Origin of the sequence: Microbulbifer sp. (assembly GCF_051659245.1) — a bacterium.
In the GTDB taxonomy this organism is placed as follows: domain Bacteria; phylum Pseudomonadota; class Gammaproteobacteria; order Pseudomonadales; family Cellvibrionaceae; genus Microbulbifer.
The window spans coordinates 31,817-52,830 of sequence record NZ_JBOFOC010000037.1; the positions used below are offsets into that span (position 1 = coordinate 31,817).

Sequence of the window (21,014 nt, forward strand, 5' to 3'; positions counted from 1 at the left end):
ATCACTCCCCCAACTCTGAAAATGCCTTAAGGCTCTCCTGGCGAATAAATGAAAGACACTTTCGCTTAAGCCTCACGAACTCATCACTGGTCGCCAGATCTCCCTTTCTCGGCCTCTCCAAATTCACACTCAGGTCAGCGATAATGGATCCCGGGCTGGTACTCATAATCAGGATCCTATCGGCCAGGAAGATTGCTTCGTCAACATCATGAGTTACGAACAACACCGTGATTTCAAATTCCGACCAGATATCCAGCAGGCTCTCTTGCATAATCAGGCGGGTTTGAGCATCCAAGGCACCAAACGGCTCATCCATCAGTAACACATCGGGATAGTTAGCCAGCGCCCGAGCTATACCGACCCTTTGCTGCATACCACCAGATAGCTCGCCGGGCAGTTTATTCGCGATTTTGCTCAGCCCTATCATCGACAACAGGGTATTGGCAATGGAATCACACTCACGCGAACTACGGCCGGCCAACTTTGGACCGAATGCTATGTTTTGATGAACGGTTTTCCACGGGAATAATGAATATTGTTGGAATACCATTCCCCGGTCCGGCCCCGGACCGGTCACCGGACGATCGTCCACCAATACCTGGCCGGTGGTTGGCTGCACGTAACCAGCGACAGAATTAAGTAACGTTGATTTACCACAACCTGACGGCCCGAGAATACAGACAAATTGCCCGGGCTGTATGTCTAAGGTGGTTTTTTCAACGGCTCTATTGAAGGTTGTCCCTGATCTAAAATCAATCGTGACGTTATCAATTTCTATATGTCCCCGGCCGTTCGCTTTTTTTCGACCGGGCTGTGTTCTTGGATCCGGCTCCACTACGAGCTTCATATTCATTACTTGCTCCAACTCCAGGGTCTAGGTTCTAGTTTTATCGTGACTGCTCTCCCCTCTCGCTAACCTATCCCACAAAAGGGGAGAGGGGCTGTCGGGGTGAGCATCTACGTTTTTATCTATATCAGGTAAATATCCGGCGGCAACGTATAATGCTGATAACAACAATCCAAATCCAGCCATATGTAACCACCACCCTATGGGTTCAAGCCATAAGGAAGTTGAGACCCCTAAGCCCATCATGGCCAGACCGACCACCCAGCTAGGGGTGGCACAACAGACTACCCAGGAAAGTGAAATCGAGGTCAACGCAACAAGACCAGCACCTACTCCCCCTGTGGCTTGCGCGGCCCACAGATGCCGCTTTGAACAGCTGACTTCGCCGATACTGCGGATAATCAGGAAGAGCACCCCAAGAAAAGCGCCGAATGCCATTATCTCCAGTATCTTTGCCGGTGCTACAAATAAACTCCATTGCGATATCCCGATACCGAAGTCATGGTTCATATATCCGATCTCAAACAGCCATTCATCTTTAATTATCGTCAGTCTATCTGCCCACGATGGTGTAGAGGCTATAATTCTTCCCGTATTCTCGAGCCAATTATAAGTAGTAACGTAGTTTGGCCACTGTTGGAACTTTATCATCGGTGCCAGAAGCAACACTGTGTAATACAGCAGTGTAAATCCCGCACTGATACCAAGCCAAAGCGCTTTATTTCTTCGAGCCAGATGAAGGCTAATCCTGAATCTCCCCATATAGTCGCCAGCTAGTGTGTGGTCTTTTTCCATCGCAGTGATGGGGCCATAGCCAGACGGACCAGATATGTGGACAGGGACCCCAGGCCACCGATAACAAGCATTCCAACGATAATGTCTGGATAGTTAATCAGTGAATAGGCGTTCCAGGTAAAATATCCGATACCGTACTGTCCGGAAATTATTTCGCCCGCCAGCAGTGAAAACCAGCTCACTCCCATACCAATGGCAAGCCCCGCAGCAATACTGGGCAGAGCTGCCGGCAAAACCACATGCCAGAAAATATCCAGGCGGGTGGCTCCCAAGGACAGAGCTGCCCGCACAAGTACTTTTGGCGTCTGTTCAACGCCGTGAACGGTATTGAGGATGATCGGAAACAGAGCTCCCAGGAACGTGATATAAATAATGGATGACTCTTCTGTTGGCCACATAAGGATGGCCAGGGGAATCCAGGCAACTGCCGGTATGGGCCGCAGTACCTCTATGTATGGAAGAACGGCGGCTCTCGCGGATCGGGACCTGCCGACCATAACCCCAATCACAATCCCCAGGATCACCGCCAGTGAATAGGCAATGAGAATTCGTTTGATGCTAACCTGAATATGCGTGTGAAATTCTGAATCAGCACCATGTACAAAGAATGCAGACCCAACCGTTCCCGGAGACGGGACATTTTCAAAGTTGATGAAATAGTTAAAGTTGTACTTGGTTGCGTAATGCCAGATCAGCACCCCTGCTATTACCGACACGGATCCAATGCCGACCATCTTGATCTTATCGGGATTAAAATACCTTAAAAACAAATCATTCAGTCTGCTATCGGATTTGTTTTCAATGGCGCTTTCCCGCGCCTGACCCGAATCATTACTGATTTCGGACCCATCCTTGACAGGATCGACTGACCTGTCGCAACCCTCAGGGATATCCATACTGATAGCTTTATCAGATAACAATGTACTCATTACTGCCACCATTCACTAACGTTCTATAATCAGCAGATAATTTATATCGCTGCCGGCGTATCATGTTTAACTGGCGAAATCTTCGATGGCCTCTTCCAGTTGCATAACCAAACCTTTGTTCTTCACTGCATAGTTATCGGCATCCGGCTTTCTCAGGAAAGCTCTGAAACCGTCTGAAGATTTGACAAAAAACGCGGTTTTACCGAAAAGTTTTAGTCCCGTTTCTTTATCGTATACGTAGGTAGCATTCAATTTTGCACCTGTTTCTCTGAACTCTTTGATAGCCTTCAGAAAATCAGCTATTGAAGCGTAGGATATGATTCCCTTGCTGGAGTGCCAGATTTCCACCGGCAACTGTGCGTTGGCAACACCTGGATCAACGATAGTGTTCTTTTCCGCATCGTAATCGATACCCAGATCAGTATACGCATCTTTCAGATAGTCTTCCGTCACCCATTCTTCAAAATCGAGCGGGGGCATATTCATCTCTTTAGTTAAGACACCGTGATCCGCTTTCAGGGCTTCCACCCATTTTGGTTTAATGGTCGGATCGAGCGTAAGATGTCCACCTTGTGAGAAATAGATATAGAGGACTTCTTTCTCGACACCGGTCCAATTCTCCATCATATCAACTGCCTTGACCGGATCCGCCTTGATCCATTGCCCCGCCTCATGCACCGCTTTAATAAAGGCAACGGCAACTTCAGGGTATTGATTCAGAAAGTCTTCACGTACAACGACACCATGAAGATAAGGTATACCTGTTTCCCTACCGTCGTATATTTTGCGGCCAGTCCCCCTAAATTCCATCAACTCAGACCAGGGACAAAAATCCGCATGGGCATCAATTCGGCCAGAGGCAATATTCGCAGCTCCAACGGCGGGACTTTGATTCTTTAAGGCATAGTCCTTCGCGGGAATCCCTTCGTCCTGCATAGCTTTCAACAGCATCCCCCAAGCTGCGCTACCTACGGGAACCGATACTTCCTTGCCAGCGAGTTGATCAATGGTGTGAATATCGGAATCGACGGGAACGACAATGGCATTGCCACTACCCTTCAGGTTATAGCCAGTACCCGCGATATATTTGGTGCGCAAAGATTGTGTTTCCTGAAACTTGGCTCCGTTCACAATCAGCGGGTAATCGCCCATTACTCCGAAGTTCAACTTGTTTGCCATCATCTGGTTGGTAATTGGGCCACCAGAGGAATAATCACTCCAGGAAATCTCGTAATCAGCATCAGCATATTTTCCTGACTTGGGAAGGTGCTTCTCCAACAGGCCCAACTCCTTAACGACGATACCCGCCGTGTAGGTGTCCGTACACATACTTTGGTGCCCTATCGCAATGCGTATCGTCTCGGCACTCGCCGTATTCGCCAGAACTGCGGCCATGAATATTGCTGTGAACAGCTTGGTTATTGTCATTGTCATCCCCCGGTAAGGTTTATTTAGCTAACTTGTATTGCCATGTTATAACCACCTACCTAGTAGTAGCATAAGCCGTGCCAGAAAATCCTCCCCTTGCTTCCCTGACTGTATAAGTCGTTAATTCATAAACCTTTTTCTGAATATTTTCAGAGTCTCTTTAATTCCTGGGGAATCTTCCCCATATAGGAAAATGCCCCGCCATTGCGCGCACACCGCGATCCCGCACCCTATAGGCGCACAACCGACCCACATGCATTCCGCTGAGCCAATACAAGTAATACAGCTCATCCCGGAAAATGGATACTGAGGCGGACGAAATGACGGGCGCCAGGAGTACCACAATACAAAGAACGGTCATAAAATTGATTGGAATAGGGATGGTCCCTTGCGGGACTGTCGGAGATATGGACACCGACGGTGAAGGGGTGAAGGTACAAGGACGTATTCACAACGGTCCCGCAAAGGACCATTCCTCCCGGTCACGCTCAGAGACGAGAGATTATGAAACAAACTCTAAGGTAGGGAGAGATACCACTCTGGGAATGGAAATATGGTGACTTCGAGAAAGCTTTCAACAGTTACAAAGCAAGAATGGCATAGGCAGCTTTAAAGATAAGATACCTATGCCAGATCTTTGCGATAGAAAATATCAGCTTATCGACAATTTTTAGAAGGCAAACTGTGTCTGGAACCGGTGGTTGACTTGTTCAACAGAATCGACATCGGAAGTCACTATCTCCAATCGCCAGCGAAAGGATAAACCTTCCAGATACTGGTCGAGCGCATAGGTCACATCTAAATCTGTCGCCTCCCGATTCGCTGCCTGATCGAAATCAAAGGTCGCATAACTAAATTTAACTTTCACTTTACTGGAGAAACTATGATTGAAGGTTAGCTTTAATGCCTCACCGGCATCCACGTTCTCCAAGGTCTGCAGCATGTTATTAGTGTAGAGCGGGCTGGTGGAGTAACTGAAAGGAGCCAGAAATGCACCATTCCGAAAAGCAGTTTCCTCCGTAGTGACACTGTTATAGGCCAAAGTGACCTTTGAGCGCCCCAGTGCCGTGCCAAATTTAACGCCATAAAGGCTCGAATTGACCCTGCCCAGTATTTCGTCACCACTTTCACGTTGCGCGGCATATTGCAGACCCACAAAGGGTTTGACACTATCGGAGATTGAGGCGCTATAGCTACCGTTGACGTACAGGGTGTCAAAGAATCCCGAAAGCCGGGTGAACCATGCCTCCAGATTGACAGGTCCGGCTCCGTATACAGCCCCCAGGTTGGCCATGCTGCCTGTTCCAGCAGGGGCAGCGACCCCATACCGGTTTGCTGTCCACGAGTTGACGTCCGCAAATGTTTCACTATTACGGTTCTTAATCTTACTAAGATAGTTGGCCTCGAAGGAGATATCTTTCAGGCTTTTATTGGTGACGCTGTACCCGTGAAACGTAAAGGGGATAATGAAAGCATCGCCAGAGTTGGCAAAAGGAGTATTGACTTTCTGTCGCCCCAGGGTAGCTACGGTATGCCCGGCATCAAATTTCAGGTAGGCCTCCCCCAACACTTCCAGATCACTGCCCAAACGGCCATTCACCTTGTTTGGGTCGTCGTCGTTCGTGCCAAGATCCTGAGCGGTGTAGTATCCTGCACCGATCTTGATCGGGCCTACTTTACCGGTCTCAGCTCGTAGCGCTCCCCCTAAGGAGAAAGCACTTTCATCGGTACGATCCTCATACTCCCGGATGTTGTAGTAGGCTCTGATATTTCCATCCAGACTTCCGTTGTCAAATATATCCCCTAATTGCTCTTCGGAAAAAGCCAGCGAAGAGCATCCTGATACCCCTGCAAGCAGGATCAGCTTATTGATTGTGTTCATGTACCCCCCTATTCTGAAAATTTCAGGCTGCTCTTACATCACGGTTGAGCAATGCCCCGGTTTGAATGAAGTCCACTTGTACTAATAAGTTATAACGACTCAGTATTAATAAAGCGATTTCTATGCCAAAAGCGGTTTTGGAGACCTGAGTTGACACCAAGGCCTTGTATTTCAATAGTTTTTAGTGGGATTCTTTACGGCCTCAACAACTATCCTCCCACTTCTGTCAGACGTTGGATGCCCTACATTGGCCCACCGATGCCCTACAAACGAAGCTCTTCGTGCAAATCTGGCAACAGGTTTATAACGACTAGTACAAGTCCAACACAGAAATTACAGCAAGGGGCAGTCAAATATTTTCAGATAGATGTAGGAAGAGTGCTCCGAAACGTTTGAAAGTAACTTTCGGAGGTTGAAGTCCCTGCTGTGAGAGAGATGGATGATCGTGCCGAGGGGTACTTCTGTGCGTAGTTTCTCGCTTAACGGGTGTCCGTCCTTGGTGGGCAAGATCATTTCGTTGGAGTGACGAAAGGCTGACGTTCCACCGCTTATTGGTCTGCGACCAGGCTCCCACAAACCTTCAAAGCGGTTTGGGCGGCATTACGCCCAGCTTTTCCGCCCAGGGCTCCAGGTCCTTCATGATGGAGGGATAGAGCTCCACCCCCTCCTCCAGCTGTCGCGCCCGGGCGGCCCAGGCGCGCTGGCCGGGCACTCGAGCCGGAGAGCCGCCCTCGCTGCGACTGCATTCCCACAGGTGGCACAGCGCCCTGGTCTGGCGCAGAAAATCCGCCCGCGGGCCGAATGCCTCGGGATCGATAATCTGCAGAAATACCGAGTTGGCCTCATCGTCTCCTTTCGATTCTTCGTCTCCCCGACCGTAACCGCCCAGGGCCATGGACAGCACCTCCAGCATGGCGCTGAGCGCCGCGCCCTTGTATCCATGGTCGGCGCCGCCCACCGGCAGGATGCTGCCACCGTTTTCGAAGGCGGCCGGATCGTCGGACAGGTTGCCCTCCCTGTCCTTGAGGTATTCGCCCGACAGTTTCCTGCCCTCCCGTTGCGCCCGGCTGACGTAGCCTCCGGCGGTGACCGACATGCTGATATCGAACAACAGCGGGTACTCCCCGGCGGGGGCGGCGAAGGCAATGGGGTTGGCGGAAAACAGCGGGTCTATGCCACCCTGGGCGCTGACGGTGCTCTCCGAAGGGGTGGAACAGGTCAGCAGCGCCACGTAACCCTTTTCGACCACCGGCGGCAGATAGGCGGCCAGGCAGGCGATGTGCTGGCTGCGGCGAATGGTGGCGGTGACCATTCCCTGCTCCGGCAGCCTCTCCAGCGCCTGCTCCACCGCCTGGGTGAGCACCCAGGGGCCGGGCAGAAAGTCGGCGTCCCAGTTGAAGCAGTTACCGCGGTCGGCGAGCACACGCGGCTCCCCCTCGCGTCGGGATTCGCCATCCAGCAGCCACCGCAGGTTGCTCGCCACCCGGTTGAGGCCGTGGGTGGTGAAGCCGAGCAGATCCGCCTGCAGGAAAACATCGGCCATCACCGAGGCCCGCTCCCCGGTAAGGCCAGCTCGCTTGAAGAGTTCGGTGGCAAACTGCTGCAGTTCACCGGCGTCGTAGCGCACAGACATAAAAGCTCCTATTCGATGTTTGTGTGAACCGCAGCCGTAGGGTGCGGCGTACGCACCGGGGAGTGCTGGAGTTCATGGTGCGCGCGGCGCACCCTACACTTACCACCAACCACCCTATTCACTGACCTTACCACGCCACACCTTCACCTGCCCCCGCCGCGTCTTGTTCTTCAACCGCCGCTCTTTCGCGGCCCTGCTGGGTTTGGTGGCGATGCGCTTCCTGGGTGTACCGGTCGCCTTTTCGATCAGGGCGCAGAGCCGTTCCAGCGCATCCGCACGGTTCTTTTCCTGGGTGCGGAAGCGCTGGGCCTTGATCACGGCCACACCGTCGGAAGAAATACGCCGGTCGCGCAGGGCCAGCAGGCGCTGCTTGACTTCCTCCGGCAGCGAGGAGGCACGGATATCGAAGCGCAGATGAATCGCGCTTGCCACCTTGTTGACATTCTGGCCGCCGGCGCCCTGGGCGCGCACCGCGCTCAGCTCCACTTCGGATTCGGCTATCCTCAGATTCCTGGAAATTTCAATCATGAAAAAGCATCTGGTTATTCGCGAAAATTTTAAGTATGGGGCTCAGCTACGTTAGAATAAGCGCCTTTAACCCGCCGCGCTCGCAAGCAGCACCGAGGAATAACAGCCATGAAGCCTCCCAAAAGCGACAAAAAAGCGCATTTCGACCCACCGGTATTCTACACGGCCACCGGGGCACTGCTGTTGCTGGTGGCCTACGCAGTGCTATTCGCCGACGACGCCACCGCGCGCTTCAAGGCGGTGCAGGCGGGTATCGTGGCCAATATGAGCTGGTACTACGTACTGGTAGTGGCGATCATCCTCATCAGTGTAGTGATGATCGGTGTATCCAGATTCGGCGAGATCAGGCTCGGGCCCGAACACTCGAAACCGGATTACGGTTATGGCTCCTGGCTCGCGATGCTGTTTTCCGCCGGTATGGGAATCGGCCTGCTGTTCTTCGGTGTCGCCGAGCCGGTGATGCACTACCTGTCGCCCCCGGTGGGTGAAACCGGCACCGTGGCTGCCGCGCGCGAAGCCATGGTACTCACCTTTTTCCACTGGGGGCTGCACGCCTGGGCCATCTACGCCATCGTCGCACTGATCCTGGCCTATTTCAGCTACCGCCACGATCTGCCGCTCACCCTGCGCTCGGCGCTCTACCCGTTGATCGGCGAGCGCATCCACGGCCCCATTGGCCACGCGGTGGATGTCTTCGCCATTGTCGGCACCGTGTGCGGCGTGGCCACTACTCTGGGCTATGGCGTGCTGCAGATCAACGCCGGACTCAATCACCTGTTCGATATTCCGGTGGGCACGGGGCCGCAGGTGGTACTGATCGTGATCACCACCATCCTGGCCACCATCTCCGTGGTGATGGGCCTGGACCTGGGCATCAAGCGGCTGTCGCAGCTGAATATGGGGCTGGCGATATTGCTGCTGATGATGGTACTTCTGCTCGGCAGCACCGTGTACCTGCTGCAGACTTTCGTGCAGAATTTCGGTAGTTACCTTTCGGTGCTGGTGAGCCGCACCTTCAATCTCTACGCCTACGCGCCCACCGACTGGCTGGGGGGCTGGACCATTCTGTACTGGGGCTGGTGGATGTCCTGGTCACCCTTTGTGGGGCTTTTTATCGCGCGGATCTCCCGCGGGCGCACCATTCGCGAATTTATCGTCGGCGCCATGCTGGTACCCGCCGGGATCACCCTGTTGTGGATGACGGTGTTCGGCAATTCCGCCATTCATATGATCCTGGACGAGGGGCTGACCTCGCTGGGCCGGATAGTGAGCGAGAACGAGTCGCTGGCGCTATTCCAGTTCCTGGAACAGTTCCCTATGTCGGGGTTCTTTTCCTTGCTCGCGGTGGTGATGGTGGTGGTCTTCTTTGTGACCTCGGCGGATTCCGGGGCCATGGTGGTAAACATGCTCGCCTCCCACGGGCGCGACGACACGCCGGTATGGCAGCGCATCTTCTGGTGCGGCCTGATCGGTGTTGTGGCCATTGCCCTGCTGCTGGCCGGCGGGCTAAAGTCACTGCAAACGGCGGTGATCGCCAGCGCGCTGCCCTTTTCCGTAATACTGCTGGTGGCCATGTACGGCCTGATCGCGGCCCTGCGCAGGGACACCGCCAAGCGGATTGCACAGAGCGCGCCGGTGGCCCCCGCCAGCCTGGGCAGCCCGGTCTCCTGGCGGCGGCGACTGAAAAACCTGGTGCGCCTGCCCTCGCTGGAGGAAGTTCGCGAGTATATTCGCGAAGTCGGGGAACCGACGCTGCGGGAATTTGCCCGCGAGATGGAGAAAAACGGCTTTTCCGCAACGGTCAGCCAGGTGAATCACTCCGTTTACCTGGAAGTGCTCCAGAGCGGGGAAATCGATTTCATCTACGGCATACATCCCAAGGCCCACCTGAAGCCCAGCGCCCCTAATCCGGACGCGGAACTGAATGACGAGGTGGACGACGGCTCCCCGGAAAAATATTTCCGTGCGGAAGTGCACCTGCAGGAAGGCGGCCAGGACTACGACGTCATGGGCTGGACCAGGGACCAGCTGCTCACCAATATCCTCGCCCAGTACGAGCGGCATTTGCAGTTTTTGCACACGGTTCGCTGAAAGACATCTGCGGTGTAGGAGCCCGCTTGGGCAAAAATTCGCGTATAGCGAGTACCACTCGCTGCGCATTTTTGCGACCGGCCATGATGGCCGGGCCGGCAATAGCTTCATGGACGGCAGCTTGAGTACTTGCCGACTCTGAGCCGAATGGCACTGACTTAAGCGTTGCAACCTCCGTAGGATGGGCACAAATCGGCGGGATTGCCGATTTGGACGCCGCAGGCGCCCGCGAAGCGGGCGAGCGCCATGGATGGTACGAGTCAACGGAGCTTAGCGACCTGCCCATCATCCGCGGCTTCGATGGGCACGCTGCGCTTTGCCCACCCTACAAAAACAGCGAATCCCGGTCTGCAAGCCGGCTCCTACAAAGAGATCTCAAGCCCGAAATGGCAAAAAAAGGCAAGACACTTCTGAGGGAACAAGTGTCTCGCCAAGGACCGTAAGGTGTTTTCAGTCAGGGATCAGTGCGCACTGGCCTCCCCCGACCCTTTCGGGAAGCGGATGCTCTCCACCATTTCCTGCACATGCGCCGGTGCTTCGCTGGTAACCCTGGCAACCGCAATCGCCACCGCAAAGTTGAGCACCATGCCCAGGGTGCCGATGCCCTCCGGGGAAATGCCGAACCACCAGTTTTCCGGGCTGTTGGCCGCCGGGTTGATAAACTTGAAGTAAATGATATAGGCCGCGGTAAAGAGAATGCCGGAGAGCATGCCCGCGATCGCCCCTTCCTTGTTCATGCGCTTATAGAAGATGCCCATGATAATCGCCGGGAAGAAGGACGACGCCGCGAGGCCAAAGGCGAAGGCGACCACCTGCGCCACAAAGCCCGGTGGATTGATTCCCAGGTATCCCGCTACACAGATGGCCACCGCCGCGGAGATGCGCGCGTAGCTCAGTTCCTGCTTGTCGGTAATATTCGGCATCAAATTCCGTTTCAACAGGTCGTGGGAAATCGACGTGGAGATTACCAATAGCAGGCCCGCCGAGGTGGACAGCGCCGCGGCAATACCACCGGCGGCCACCAGCGCGATCACCCAGGCCGGCAGGTCGGCGATTTCCGGGTTGGCCAGTACCATGATGTCGCGGTCGATGGTCATTTCGTTGCGCTCGTCACCGGCGTAGAACATGCGGCCGTCTTCGTTCTTGTCCTCCCAACTGATCAGGCCGGTGTTCTCCCAGTTGCCGATCCAGCCGGGTGCCTCGGCGTGGGGAGTGCCCTCGCCTTCCGGCCCGTTGATGGTGTCGATCATATTCACCCGCGCGAAGGTGGCGATGGCCGGCGCAGTGGTGTACAGCAGAGCGATAAACAGCAGCGCCCAGCCGGCGGATTTGCGCGCGTCGCGCACCTTGGGCACGGTAAAGAAGCGCACGATCACATGGGGCAGACCGGCGGTACCCACCATCAGCGCGGCAGTGATAAAGAAGACGTCGATGGTGCTCTTGGTGCCCGAGGTGTACTCGGTAAAACCCAGCTCCGTCGACAGGCCGTCGAGCTTATCCAGCAGGTAGGTGCCTGAGCCATCGGCCAGTTCAGAGCCGAAGCCGATCTGCGGAATCACGTGGCCGGTCATCATGATGGAGATGAAAATCGCCGGCACCAGGTAGGCGCAGATCAGCACGCAGTACTGGGCCACCTGAGTATAGGTAATGCCCTTCATGCCGCCGAGCACCGCGTAGAAGAATACCACCCCCATGCCGATAATCACCCCGGTGGTAATATCCACTTCCAGGAAGCGGGAGAAGACCACCCCCACGCCGCGCATCTGTCCGGCCACATAAGTGAAACACACAAATACCGCGCAGATTACCGCCACAGTACGCGCCGTATTCGAATAGTAGCGGTCGCCGATAAACGCGGGCACGGTGAACTTGCCGAATTTGCGCAGGTAGGGTGCCAGACACAGTGCCAATAGCACATAGCCGCCGGTCCAGCCCATCAGGTAGACGGCGCCGTCGTAGCCCATAAAGGAGATCAGTCCGGCCATGGAGATAAACGAGGCCGCGGACATCCAGTCGGCTGCGGTGGCCATGCCGTTGGCCACCGGGTGTACGCCGCCGCCGGCCACGTAGAAATCGTGGGTGGAGCCGGCGCGGGACCAGATGGCGATACCGATATAGATCGCAAAGGTGGCGCCGACAATCAAAAAGGTAAGGGTTTGAATATCCATGATGGGCTCCTATTGACCGAACTCTTCTTCGAGTGCTTCCTCGAATTCGTCTTCGTCTTCGTGGTCTTCGTGCACGTTGTACTTGCGATCCAGTTTATTCATCTTGGCCACGTAGACGGCGATCAATACCAGAAACACATAAATGGAACCCTGCTGGGCGAACCAGAAGCCCAGCTTGAACCCTCCCAGCTTGATGGCATTAAGCACATCCACCAGCAATATTCCGAAGCCGAAGGACACCGCAAACCAGATGCACAACAGGGTGAGCATCAGGCGCAGATTCTCCCTCCAGTAGTCTTTGGCGTGTTGTTCGCTTTCGAAACTCATCTTTTTATCTCCGCTGTTGTTATCAAGTTATCGGATATCGATTTATCGGAATCTTCTCAGGTCGTGACCCCGGCGAAGGCCGGGGTCAAGCTCTCCGGAGCATGGATTCCGGCATACGCCGGAATGGCGAATGTCAGAAAACATACTTGACAGAAAACTGCAGGCGCCTCAGCTCGCCTTTGTCGTCCGCCAGTATACCACTCGCATTCTCCACCTCCTTGCTCGCCAGGATATATTCGCCTCCCAGGGTGATTTTGGGAACCGGTGAATAGAGCAGATTCAGGTGCATGCTCCGGTAGTCGGAAGCGGTGACGTCGGACACGGTATCCGGATTGTCCGCGGTGGAGGCCGAAAGCACCAGGTTGCTGCGCCACTGCTCGCTCCAGAAATGGCGCAGTGCCACAAAGCCACCGGCCTGGTCGATCAGTTCGATATCGCCATCCGCTTCAATAATGCCGGCCCGAAAACCGTTCAGGCCCATATAGCGCCCCAGGGCATTGCCGGAGCTGAGCATAAAACGGATATCGTCGCGCCCGAACTGGTATTTTCCGGATACGCTGACCGCATAACCGCGCACCGACTCATCGGTGGCGCCATCCTCGTAGGCCAGCTCCCGGCTCATGGAGGCCACCGAATAGCTGAAATCGCCGATGCTGTTGTTGTAGCGCAGGACGATGTCCGGCACGCTGTTGTCGTCGTAGGGGTTTTCCGTGCCGTTGTACAGGGTGGAGGCCGGATTCTCCGCGGAGATCTGAAAACTGCCGCCGCCGACTTTATGGGTGTAGCGCAGCTGTGGCTGGCGTTCAAAAATGGTGCCCACCGGGCCGACAAAATCCATGCCCTCCGGCAGCGCGCCCACATTGAAAAAGGTGGACCAGGTCTGACCGGCCAGCAGGCTGCGGTTCTCATCGATATGCCAGTCCACATAGGCGTGGCGCAGTCGCTGGGAATAGGAGTTGCTGATGCGCTCGTCGCCCTGGCCGCTGGCCATGGCGTCGATCTCCAGGTGGGTGTTCACGTGGCCGCCGGCCAGGGCCGTATGACTCTTGATAAACAGCCGCGAGGACTTGGCGTGGGAGTGGTACTTGGTATCCCCGTCCTCGCCGCCCACCGGAATGGTGGAGGGCACCAGGAAATCCTCGCCGATACCGGCGGTGGCGGAGCTGCCATCGGAGTAGTCGCTGAACTGGCTATCGAGTTTCATAAAACCGCCGATCTCGATCTGCGTGCCCTCCTGCGGCTGCTCCGGCTCCGGGTTTGCCACCACCTCCCGGCGCTTTGCCTCTTCGGCCAGTTGTGAAACCTGCGCCTGCAGCTCCTCGACGCGCAGTTGCAGTTCCTCGTTGGTAGCCTGCGCCCCCGCCGCCAGCGGGATCATCGCCGATAACGCCAGGGCGCCCGTGGACAGGCGGACAGTATTGTTCTCTTTGTTCTCTCTACTGGACATTCCCTCATCCTCCCAAGATTTTTTTATCTCGGGTACAGATGTAATCTCTTATTCGCGGGCGCGGCTATTAACCATTGGTCTAAATCGGGGGTGCTTTCGACTAATGTCTAATAGCGGGAGCGGAGCCTGATTCGACTTATGTCTAATACGCACTACGGATGCGGAAATGCAGAATGCCGGTAAGTTATAAGACCGAAGAGGCCCCGCCGTGTCCCGAGAAACCGTCCACCCAGTCCCCACGGCCTACGCCGAACAATCACTGCTGAACGAAGCCGACTATTTCGAGATGTATAGTCGCTCCATCGACGACAGCGAGGGATTCTGGCGCGAACAGGGTCGGCGGCTGGACTGGATCAGACCCTACACCCAGGTGAAGGACACGTCCTTCGCCAAGGACGATCTGCATATCCGCTGGTACGCCGACGGCACCCTGAACGTATCCGCCAACTGCCTGGACCGCCATCTGGACGAGCACGGCGACAATACCGCCATTTTATGGGTCGGCGACGAGCCCGGGATCTTCCGCGAGATCAGCTACCGGCAGCTGCACGCGGACGTGTGCCGTTTCGCCAACGGCCTCAAATCCCTGGGCGTGCGCAAGGGCGATGTGGTGACCATCTATATGCCGATGATTCCCGAGGCGGCGGTGGCCATGCTCGCCTGTGCCCGTATCGGCGCCGTGCATTCCGTGGTCTTCGCAGGCTTTTCCCCGGAGGCGCTGGCCGGACGCATGGACGACGGCAAATCGCGCATCGCAATCACCGCCAACGCCGGAAAGCGCGGCGGCAGATCGGTGGTGCTGAAGGAAAATGTGGACAGGGCCGTGGCCCTGTGCCGGGAGACCTCTGTGGACAAGGTGGTGGTGGTCAATTACACCGACGACCAAGTCCCCTGGGATTCCGCCCGCGACTGCGACTACGGCGAACTGGTGGCACAGCAGAGCGACGACTGCGCAGCGGAGGAAATGAACGCGGAGGACCCGCTGTTTATCCTCTACACCTCCGGCTCCACCGGCAAACCCAAGGGCGTGCTGCACACCAGCGGCGGCTACCTCACCTACACCTCCCTGACCCACGAATACGTCTTCGACTACCGCCGTGGCGAGCGCTACTGGTGCGCCGCGGACATCGGCTGGGTCACCGGCCACTCCTACATCATCTACGGACCGCTGGCCAACGGCGCCACCACGGTGATGTACGAGGGTGTGCCCAACTACCCGGACGTGACCCGGGTGGCGCAGATTATCGACGAGCACAAAATCCAGACCCTGTATATCGCCCCTACCGCCATCCGCGCGCTGATGGCCGAGGGCGACAAGCCCACCGCCGGCGCCAGCCTGGAGAGTTTGCGCCTGCTGGGCACCGTGGGCGAGCCCATCAACCCCGAGGCCTGGAACTGGTACCACCGCAACTTCGGCCGCGGCCGCTGCCCGATCGTGGACACCTGGTGGCAGACGGAGACCGGCGGCGCCATGCTCACCCCCCTACCCGGCGCCACCGCGCTCAAACCCGGCTCCGCCACCCGCCCCTTTTTCGGCGTGCGGCCGGCGCTGGTGGACAACGAGGGCAAACTCCTGGAGGGCGCCGCCGAGGGCAATTTGGTGCTGCTGGACAGCTGGCCCGGCCAGATGCGCACCGTGTTCGGCGACCACCAGCGCTTTATCGACACCTATTTCAGCACCTTCGAGGGCATGTACTTCACTGGCGACGGCGCCCGCCGCGACGCCGATGGCTACTACTGGATCACCGGGCGCGTGGACGACGTGCTCAACGTGTCCGGCCACCGCATGGGCACCGCGGAACTGGAGAGCGCGCTGGTGGCCCACGAGGCCGTGGCCGAAGCCGCGGTGGTGGGCTTCCCCCACGAGATCAAGGGCCAGGGTATTTACATCTACGTGACCCTGAACAGCGACCGGGAACCCAGCGAGGAAATGTGCCGGGCCCTGCGCGACTGGCTGCGCAGCGAAATAGGTCCCATCGCCACCCCGGATGTGATCCAGTGGGCCCCGGGCCTGCCCAAGACCCGCTCCGGCAAGATCATGCGGCGCATCCTGCGCAAGATCGCCGCGGACGAGTGCGACCAGTTGGGGGATATCTCCACCCTGGCGGACCCCTCGGTGGTGCAGCAACTGATCGACGGCCGCGTCGCGCTGGCGCAGACGGCCTAGCCGGGAGCGCCGAGCCCCAGCTCGGGACTCGGGACTCGGGACTCGGGACTCGGGACTCGGGGTCGGGAAATACTACCCCCTGCAGGAGCGGCGGGGCGGCCATCCGCCATGCCCGCGATCGATCTCACTTCGTAGCTAAGGTCGATCGCGGCCATGGGCCGCTCCTACAGGGAGAATAGAGAACGTACCGGCAGGGAAAAGCCGCTCAGCCGTATTCCAATAGCAATAAACAATAACAAAGTCTCAAGACACCCGCGTACACTGCAAAAAGTATAAAATTCGTGCGCGCCGCCCCTGCCAAGGGGCTATTGATAATGAGGGAGCGATGGCCATGCACTTGAATGCCGAGGATGCGGTACCTAAGTTCATTGTCGCCGACGATCACCCGCTGTTCCGCAGCGCCCTGCGCCAGTCCATCACCCAGACTTTCCCCGGTGCCGAACTGTACGAGGCGGAGGATATGCAGAGCCTGCAGCACTGCGTGGCCGGGCACGGCGACGCCGATCTGTTGTTGCTGGACCTGCATATGCCGGGTGCGCGGGGCTTTAGCGGGCTGATTTTTCTCAGCGGCCAGTGTCCGGAACTGCCGGTGATGGTGGTGTCCGCCAACGAGAAGCCGGAAGTGATGTGTCGAGCGATCGATTACGGCGCCTGTGGTTTCCTGCCCAAGTCAGCGCCAGTGGAGACCATCGCCCGGGCGCTGCGGCAGGTTCTGGCGGGGGATATCTGGCTGCCGGAGGCGGTGGCCGGTCACCGCGGGGAGGGTTCCCCGGAGCTGGCGGTGGCGGACGTGGTGGCCTCGCTGACCCCGCAGCAGTTCCGCGTGGCCAACATGCTCGCGGAAGGGCTGCTCAACAAGCAGATCGCCTACGAGATGAACGTCACCGAGGCCACGGTGAAAGCGCACCTCACCGCGCTGTTCCGCAAACTGAACGTCAGCTCGCGCACCCAGGCGGTACTGGCCCTGGGCAGCCTGGACGTGGAGCCGCCGGGGCAGTTCACCCCGCCGCCACCGAAGCCCTCGCCGGCCCTGGTCTAACAGTTGGGAACTCGCAATGCCGCTCCTACAGGGGCTCGCTCGATACCACCTGCCGCCTCGCCAGCCGCCGCACCAGGTTGCGCAGCGCCGCCGGTTTCACCGGCTTGGACAGGTAGTAGCAACCCCGCTCCACCGCTGCCTCGCGCACCTGTTCGGAGATGTCCGCGCTGATCAGTATGCCCGGCAGCGGCTGTCGCCAGTGCCGGCTCAATCCCTCCAGGGCACCGATGCCGGTCTCCCCCCGATCCAGGTGGTAATCCACGATCACCAGCTGCGGCGGCTCGCCGCCGGGCCAGACCGCCAGGGCCTCTCTCAGGGATCGGGCCGCCACCACCCGGCAGCCCCAGCCCGCCAGCAAACTCTGCATCCCCCGCAGGATCGATTCCTCGTTGTCGATGCACAGCACGCCGATTCCCGACAGGTCACCGCCCGCCGCCAGCGGCTGCGGCCGCGGCCGCGGCGCCGCCTCGGCCCGGCCCAGGGGCACGCGGATACCAAACAGGGAACCGCGGCCCGGCGCGGACTGCACGCCGATGGGATGCTGCAGCAGGTCGGCGCTGCGTTTGGCGATCGCCAGGCCCAGGCCCAGCCCCTTGTCGGCCGGCCTGCCGGCGGAGGAAGAGCCCTCAGCGGCAGGAGAAGAGCCCTCAGCGGCAGGAGAAGAGCCCTCAGCGGCAGGAGAAGAGCCCTCAGCGACAGGGGAATAGCCCTCAGCGGCGGAGGAATAGCCCTCGGCGGCAGGGGAATAGCCCTCGGCGAAATAGCCCCTGGCGGGAGATAGCCGCACAAATTCCTCGAAGATCTGCGTCTGGGCTTCCGGCGCTATGCCCGGACCGGTATCCCACACCTGGATTTCCAGTGCCTCCCCGCGCCGCCGCACCCCCAGCAGCACCCGACCGCGAGTGGTGTAGTGCAGCGCGTTGCTGAGGAAATTCTGCAGGATGCGGCGCAACAGGTGGCGATCGGTGTACACCCAGGCAGCGGTGGGCACGTAGCGCAACTGCAGGCCGCGGCTGGCGGCGATGGCCCGGAACTCCAGGGTGAGGGCATCGAGCAGCTCCCCCAGCGGAAAGTGTTCGCGCCTCGGGGTGAGGTTGCCGGCGTCCAGGCGGCTGATCTCCCGCAGCGCGCTGATCAGCTGCTCCGCCGAGTTGAGCGCGCTGTCCACATGGGCCATATCCTCCAGGGTCTTCGCCCAGGCATAGCTCTCCGCCTTCTGCTGGGCGGAGGCGATAAACAGGCGCGCGGCGTTGATCGGCTGCAGCAGGTCGTGGCTGGTGTGGGCGAGGAAGCGGGTCTTGGCCGCGTGCAGCTCGCGCATCTTCGCCTCCACTTCGGCGCGACGGCGGTTCTCCGCCTGCAGCGCCTCGTTGCTGCGCAGCAGCTCCGCGGTGCGCTGCTGCACCCGCTCTTCGAGAGTGCGCTTGTTTTCCTCCAGGGCGTCCACCGCAGCGCGGTAGTCGCTGATATCGGTAAAAGTGGTCACGAAGCCGCCGCCGGGCATGGGCGTGCCGCGCACCTCCACGATGGTGCCGTTGAGCAGGCGGCGCTCGAAGCGATGGGCACTGCCGTGGCGCAGCAGCTCCAGGCGACGCTCGATCTCCGCCTCGACGTCCACACCCGCGCCGTAGAGGCCGCGCTCGGCGTTGTAGCGGTACAGATTGGCCACCGGGCAGCCGATGTACAGCAGCCGCTCCGGGTAGTCGAACAGCTCCACATAGTGCCGGTTCCAGGCCACCAGGCACAGATCCGCATCCACCACGCTGATCCCCTGGCCGACGGTCTCCACCGTGGTCTGCAGCAGTTCCTGGCTAAAACGCAGCTTCTGTGAGGTACCGTCCACCAGCCGCGCGATATCCTCCAGCCCGAAGGGCCGGTTGCTGCGCAGCAGGTCCATCACCTGGTGCGCGGTGGCGGAGCCGACGATACCCGCCAGAATGCCCTCCGACTCCTGTACCACAAAGCGCGGCGCCGCATCGTCCGCCAACAGACGCTGCTGACTGCGCCGCTCGAAGCCGCCCCAGATCTCCTCCAGGCGCTCCGGCCCCACGAAGGGCTGCATCAGGCTGCGCAGCTGGCCCACCTGGATGGCCGTCAACTCCAGGTCGGCGCTGCGGTCCTGTTCGGTCAGTTCCACGAAAGCGTCCGCCTGGCGGCGGTCGCGTGCCTGCGGGCGGCGCACCAGAGATACCGCGGCGAACAACAGCAGGTTGACCAGCAGGCTCCAGAAGACGCCGTGGCTCAGCGGGTCCAACCCCGAGAGGCCGAACAGCTGCTCCGGCCTCAGCCACTGGAATCCGAACAGGCCCTGGGAGAGCAGCAGGTGCTGCGGATACACCGCCGGCAGCACCAGGCAGTAGAACCAGAGCCCGTAGCCGGCCACCAGTCCGGCCAGTACCCCCAGGCGGTGGGCGCGGCGCCAGTAGAGGGCGCCGATCAGCGCCGGCGCCAGTTGCGCGGCGGCGGCGAAGGACAGCAGGCCGATGGACGCCAGCGGCGCCACTCCGGTGATCGCCTTGTGCATGCCCCAGCTCATCAGCAGCAGCAACAGGATGCTGGCCCGGCGGATCAGGCGCAGGTGGTTGCCCAGGGATGCGGCGGACAGGGGAGTGTAGCGACTCAGGAACAGCCACAGGGGCGCCACCAGTTCGTTGGAGATCATCACCGCCAGGGTCACCGCGGCCACGATCACCATGCCGGTGGCGGCGGAGAAACCGCCGATGTAAGCGAGCAGGGTCAGCGCGCTGTTGCCCCCGACCATGGGCAGGGTCAGCACCAGGCTGTCCGGTTCCGGCAACCCGAGGGCCAGCAGCGGCTCCCCCACCAGGGCGATGGGCAGGATCAGCAGGGAGAAGAGCCCCAGGTACAGGGGCAGCAGCCAGCGCGCGGTGCGCAGGTCGCGCTGGTCCTGGAACTCCACCACCGCCATATGGAACTGCCGCGGCAGGCAGATGATCGCCACCGTGGCCAGCAGGGTCTGGGTGAGGAAATTGGCGTCCGGCACCAGGGGATCCAGTTGCCCGGCGGAAATCACATCGCCGCCGTCGAGCAACAGCCCGGTGGCCAGCACGGCCACCGCGCCAAAGGCGAACAGCTTGACCACCGACTCCAGGGCAATGGCCGCCACCACCCCGCGGTTGCGCTCGCGCCCCTCCATGTGACGGGTGCCGAACAGAATGGCGAAGAGTCCCATCAGCAGTGCGGTGGCCAGGGCGGTGTCGAGATCGATAAAACTGCCGGAGGCCGGCCCATCGCCGACCGTGTCCCAGGCCATGGTCACAGCGCGCAGCTGCAGGGCGATATAGGGCAGGCTGCCGACGATCGCCAGCAGGGTCACCAGCGCGGACAGTCCCTGGCTCTTGCCGTAGCGGGAGCCGATAAAGTCGGCAACGGAAGTGACCTTCTGCCGCTCGCTCACCAGCATCAGCTTGCGCAGGAAGCCGCCGCCGAACAGGAACAGCAGCATGGGGCCGAGGTAGATGGGCAGGTAGCTCCAGGTGCTGTTGACCGCCTGGCCCACGGCGCCAAAGAAGGTCCAGGAACTGCAGTAGACCGCCAGGGTCAGGGCATAGACCAAGGGGCGGTAGCGCAGCAGCCAGCCCTTGCGCCGCTCGGCGCGCCAGGCCACCCAGAACAGCACCGCCACATACAGCAGGGCAAAAACCAACAGGAAGGGCTTGCTGATCATTCGCTCACTCCACGCGATCTTTTTTGTCTATTTGTCGCGTCAGAG

Annotated in this window: 14 protein-coding genes; 3 read left to right on the plus strand and 11 right to left on the minus strand. The window is 58.8% G+C overall.

The genetic code is table 11. The features are described 5' to 3' along the window. Position 1 precedes the first annotated feature (1 nt). From ACRC0P_RS04055 to arfB, 7 genes are all read right to left on the minus strand, one after another. Positions 2-853, minus strand: a complete 852-nt coding sequence (locus ACRC0P_RS04055; RefSeq protein WP_438628506.1) for an ABC transporter ATP-binding protein — start codon at positions 851-853, stop codon at positions 2-4. Between the two features lie 21 nt (positions 854-874). Next, the gene (locus ACRC0P_RS04060) at positions 875-1,642 is read right to left on the minus strand and encodes a hypothetical protein (RefSeq protein WP_438628507.1); all 768 of its coding nucleotides are present in this window, start codon (positions 1,640-1,642) and stop codon (positions 875-877) included. Further along, complete coding sequence (locus ACRC0P_RS04065) at positions 1,621-2,571, minus strand: ABC transporter permease (RefSeq protein WP_438628508.1); 951 nt, start codon at positions 2,569-2,571, stop codon at positions 1,621-1,623. Before ACRC0P_RS04065 ends, ACRC0P_RS04060 begins: the two co-directional genes overlap by 22 nt. Before the next feature lie 66 nt (positions 2,572-2,637). Beyond that, the gene (locus ACRC0P_RS04070; protein WP_438628509.1) at positions 2,638-3,999 is read right to left on the minus strand and encodes an ABC transporter substrate-binding protein; all 1,362 of its coding nucleotides are present in this window, start codon (positions 3,997-3,999) and stop codon (positions 2,638-2,640) included. 670 nt (positions 4,000-4,669) lie between these two features. Continuing rightward, on the minus strand, positions 4,670-5,881 hold the full coding sequence (locus ACRC0P_RS04075) for an OprD family outer membrane porin (protein ID WP_438628510.1): 1,212 nt from the start codon (positions 5,879-5,881) through the stop codon (positions 4,670-4,672). Between the two features lie 580 nt (positions 5,882-6,461). After that, positions 6,462-7,514 (minus strand): Ldh family oxidoreductase, encoded by a 1,053-nt coding sequence (locus ACRC0P_RS04080; protein WP_438628511.1) that lies wholly within the window; start codon positions 7,512-7,514, stop codon positions 6,462-6,464. A gap of 114 nt (positions 7,515-7,628) precedes the next feature. Beyond that, entirely contained in the window at positions 7,629-8,042 is a 414-nt protein-coding gene (gene arfB / locus ACRC0P_RS04085; protein WP_438628512.1) for an alternative ribosome rescue aminoacyl-tRNA hydrolase ArfB, read from the minus strand. Between the two features lie 108 nt (positions 8,043-8,150). Between arfB and ACRC0P_RS04090 the strand changes: the two genes are divergently transcribed. After that, positions 8,151-10,133, plus strand: coding sequence for a BCCT family transporter (locus ACRC0P_RS04090; protein ID WP_438628513.1), 1,983 nt, complete (start codon positions 8,151-8,153; stop codon positions 10,131-10,133). A gap of 461 nt (positions 10,134-10,594) precedes the next feature. Here ACRC0P_RS04090 and ACRC0P_RS04095 read toward each other — a convergent pair whose 3' ends face one another. The 3 genes from ACRC0P_RS04095 to ACRC0P_RS04105 form a co-directional block, all read right to left on the minus strand. After that, positions 10,595-12,301 carry a sodium:solute symporter family protein gene (locus tag ACRC0P_RS04095; protein WP_438628514.1) on the minus strand — a complete coding sequence of 569 codons (1,707 nt, stop codon included), beginning with the start codon at positions 12,299-12,301 and terminating at the stop codon, positions 10,595-10,597. A 9-nt stretch (positions 12,302-12,310) separates the two neighbouring features. Beyond that, positions 12,311-12,628 (minus strand): DUF4212 domain-containing protein, encoded by a 318-nt coding sequence (locus tag ACRC0P_RS04100; RefSeq protein ID WP_438628515.1) that lies wholly within the window; start codon positions 12,626-12,628, stop codon positions 12,311-12,313. Positions 12,629-12,761: 133 nt separating this feature from the next. Further along, positions 12,762-14,075, minus strand: a complete 1,314-nt coding sequence (locus ACRC0P_RS04105) for a DcaP family trimeric outer membrane transporter (RefSeq protein WP_438628516.1) — start codon at positions 14,073-14,075, stop codon at positions 12,762-12,764. Positions 14,076-14,283: 208 nt separating this feature from the next. Between ACRC0P_RS04105 and acs the strand changes: the two genes are divergently transcribed. Continuing rightward, positions 14,284-16,242, plus strand: coding sequence for an acetate--CoA ligase (gene acs, locus ACRC0P_RS04110; protein ID WP_438628517.1), 1,959 nt, complete (start codon positions 14,284-14,286; stop codon positions 16,240-16,242). 331 nt (positions 16,243-16,573) lie between these two features. Continuing rightward, a complete protein-coding gene (locus ACRC0P_RS04115; protein WP_438628518.1) occupies positions 16,574-17,281 on the plus strand; it encodes a LuxR C-terminal-related transcriptional regulator in 708 nt (235 codons plus the stop codon). Positions 17,282-17,306: 25 nt separating this feature from the next. Here ACRC0P_RS04115 and ACRC0P_RS04120 read toward each other — a convergent pair whose 3' ends face one another. Then, positions 17,307-20,969, minus strand: a complete 3,663-nt coding sequence (locus ACRC0P_RS04120; RefSeq protein WP_438628519.1) for a PAS-domain containing protein — start codon at positions 20,967-20,969, stop codon at positions 17,307-17,309. Between the last annotated feature and the right edge of the window lie 45 nt (positions 20,970-21,014).

What these genes read in the sequence shown, in the direction of transcription:
- ACRC0P_RS04070 (WP_438628509.1), bottom strand. Translation starts at nt 3,999, where the DNA reads ATGACAATAACCAAGCTGTTCACAGCAATATTCATGGCCGCAGTTCTG.
- ACRC0P_RS04075 (WP_438628510.1), bottom strand. Translation starts at nt 5,881, where the DNA reads ATGAACACAATCAATAAGCTGATCCTGCTTGCAGGGGTATCAGGATGC.
- ACRC0P_RS04065 (WP_438628508.1), bottom strand. Translation starts at nt 2,571, where the DNA reads ATGAGTACATTGTTATCTGATAAAGCTATCAGTATGGATATCCCTGAG.
- arfB (WP_438628512.1), bottom strand. Translation starts at nt 8,042, where the DNA reads ATGATTGAAATTTCCAGGAATCTGAGGATAGCCGAATCCGAAGTGGAG.
- ACRC0P_RS04095 (WP_438628514.1), bottom strand. Translation starts at nt 12,301, where the DNA reads ATGGATATTCAAACCCTTACCTTTTTGATTGTCGGCGCCACCTTTGCG.
- ACRC0P_RS04080 (WP_438628511.1), bottom strand. Translation starts at nt 7,514, where the DNA reads ATGTCTGTGCGCTACGACGCCGGTGAACTGCAGCAGTTTGCCACCGAA.
- ACRC0P_RS04105 (WP_438628516.1), bottom strand. Translation starts at nt 14,075, where the DNA reads ATGTCCAGTAGAGAGAACAAAGAGAACAATACTGTCCGCCTGTCCACG.
- ACRC0P_RS04100 (WP_438628515.1), bottom strand. Translation starts at nt 12,628, where the DNA reads ATGAGTTTCGAAAGCGAACAACACGCCAAAGACTACTGGAGGGAGAAT.
- ACRC0P_RS04115 (WP_438628518.1), top strand. Translation starts at nt 16,574, where the DNA reads ATGCACTTGAATGCCGAGGATGCGGTACCTAAGTTCATTGTCGCCGAC.
- ACRC0P_RS04120 (WP_438628519.1), bottom strand. Translation starts at nt 20,969, where the DNA reads ATGATCAGCAAGCCCTTCCTGTTGGTTTTTGCCCTGCTGTATGTGGCG.
- ACRC0P_RS04055 (WP_438628506.1), bottom strand. Translation starts at nt 853, where the DNA reads ATGAATATGAAGCTCGTAGTGGAGCCGGATCCAAGAACACAGCCCGGT.
- ACRC0P_RS04060 (WP_438628507.1), bottom strand. Translation starts at nt 1,642, where the DNA reads ATGGAAAAAGACCACACACTAGCTGGCGACTATATGGGGAGATTCAGG.
- ACRC0P_RS04090 (WP_438628513.1), top strand. Translation starts at nt 8,151, where the DNA reads ATGAAGCCTCCCAAAAGCGACAAAAAAGCGCATTTCGACCCACCGGTA.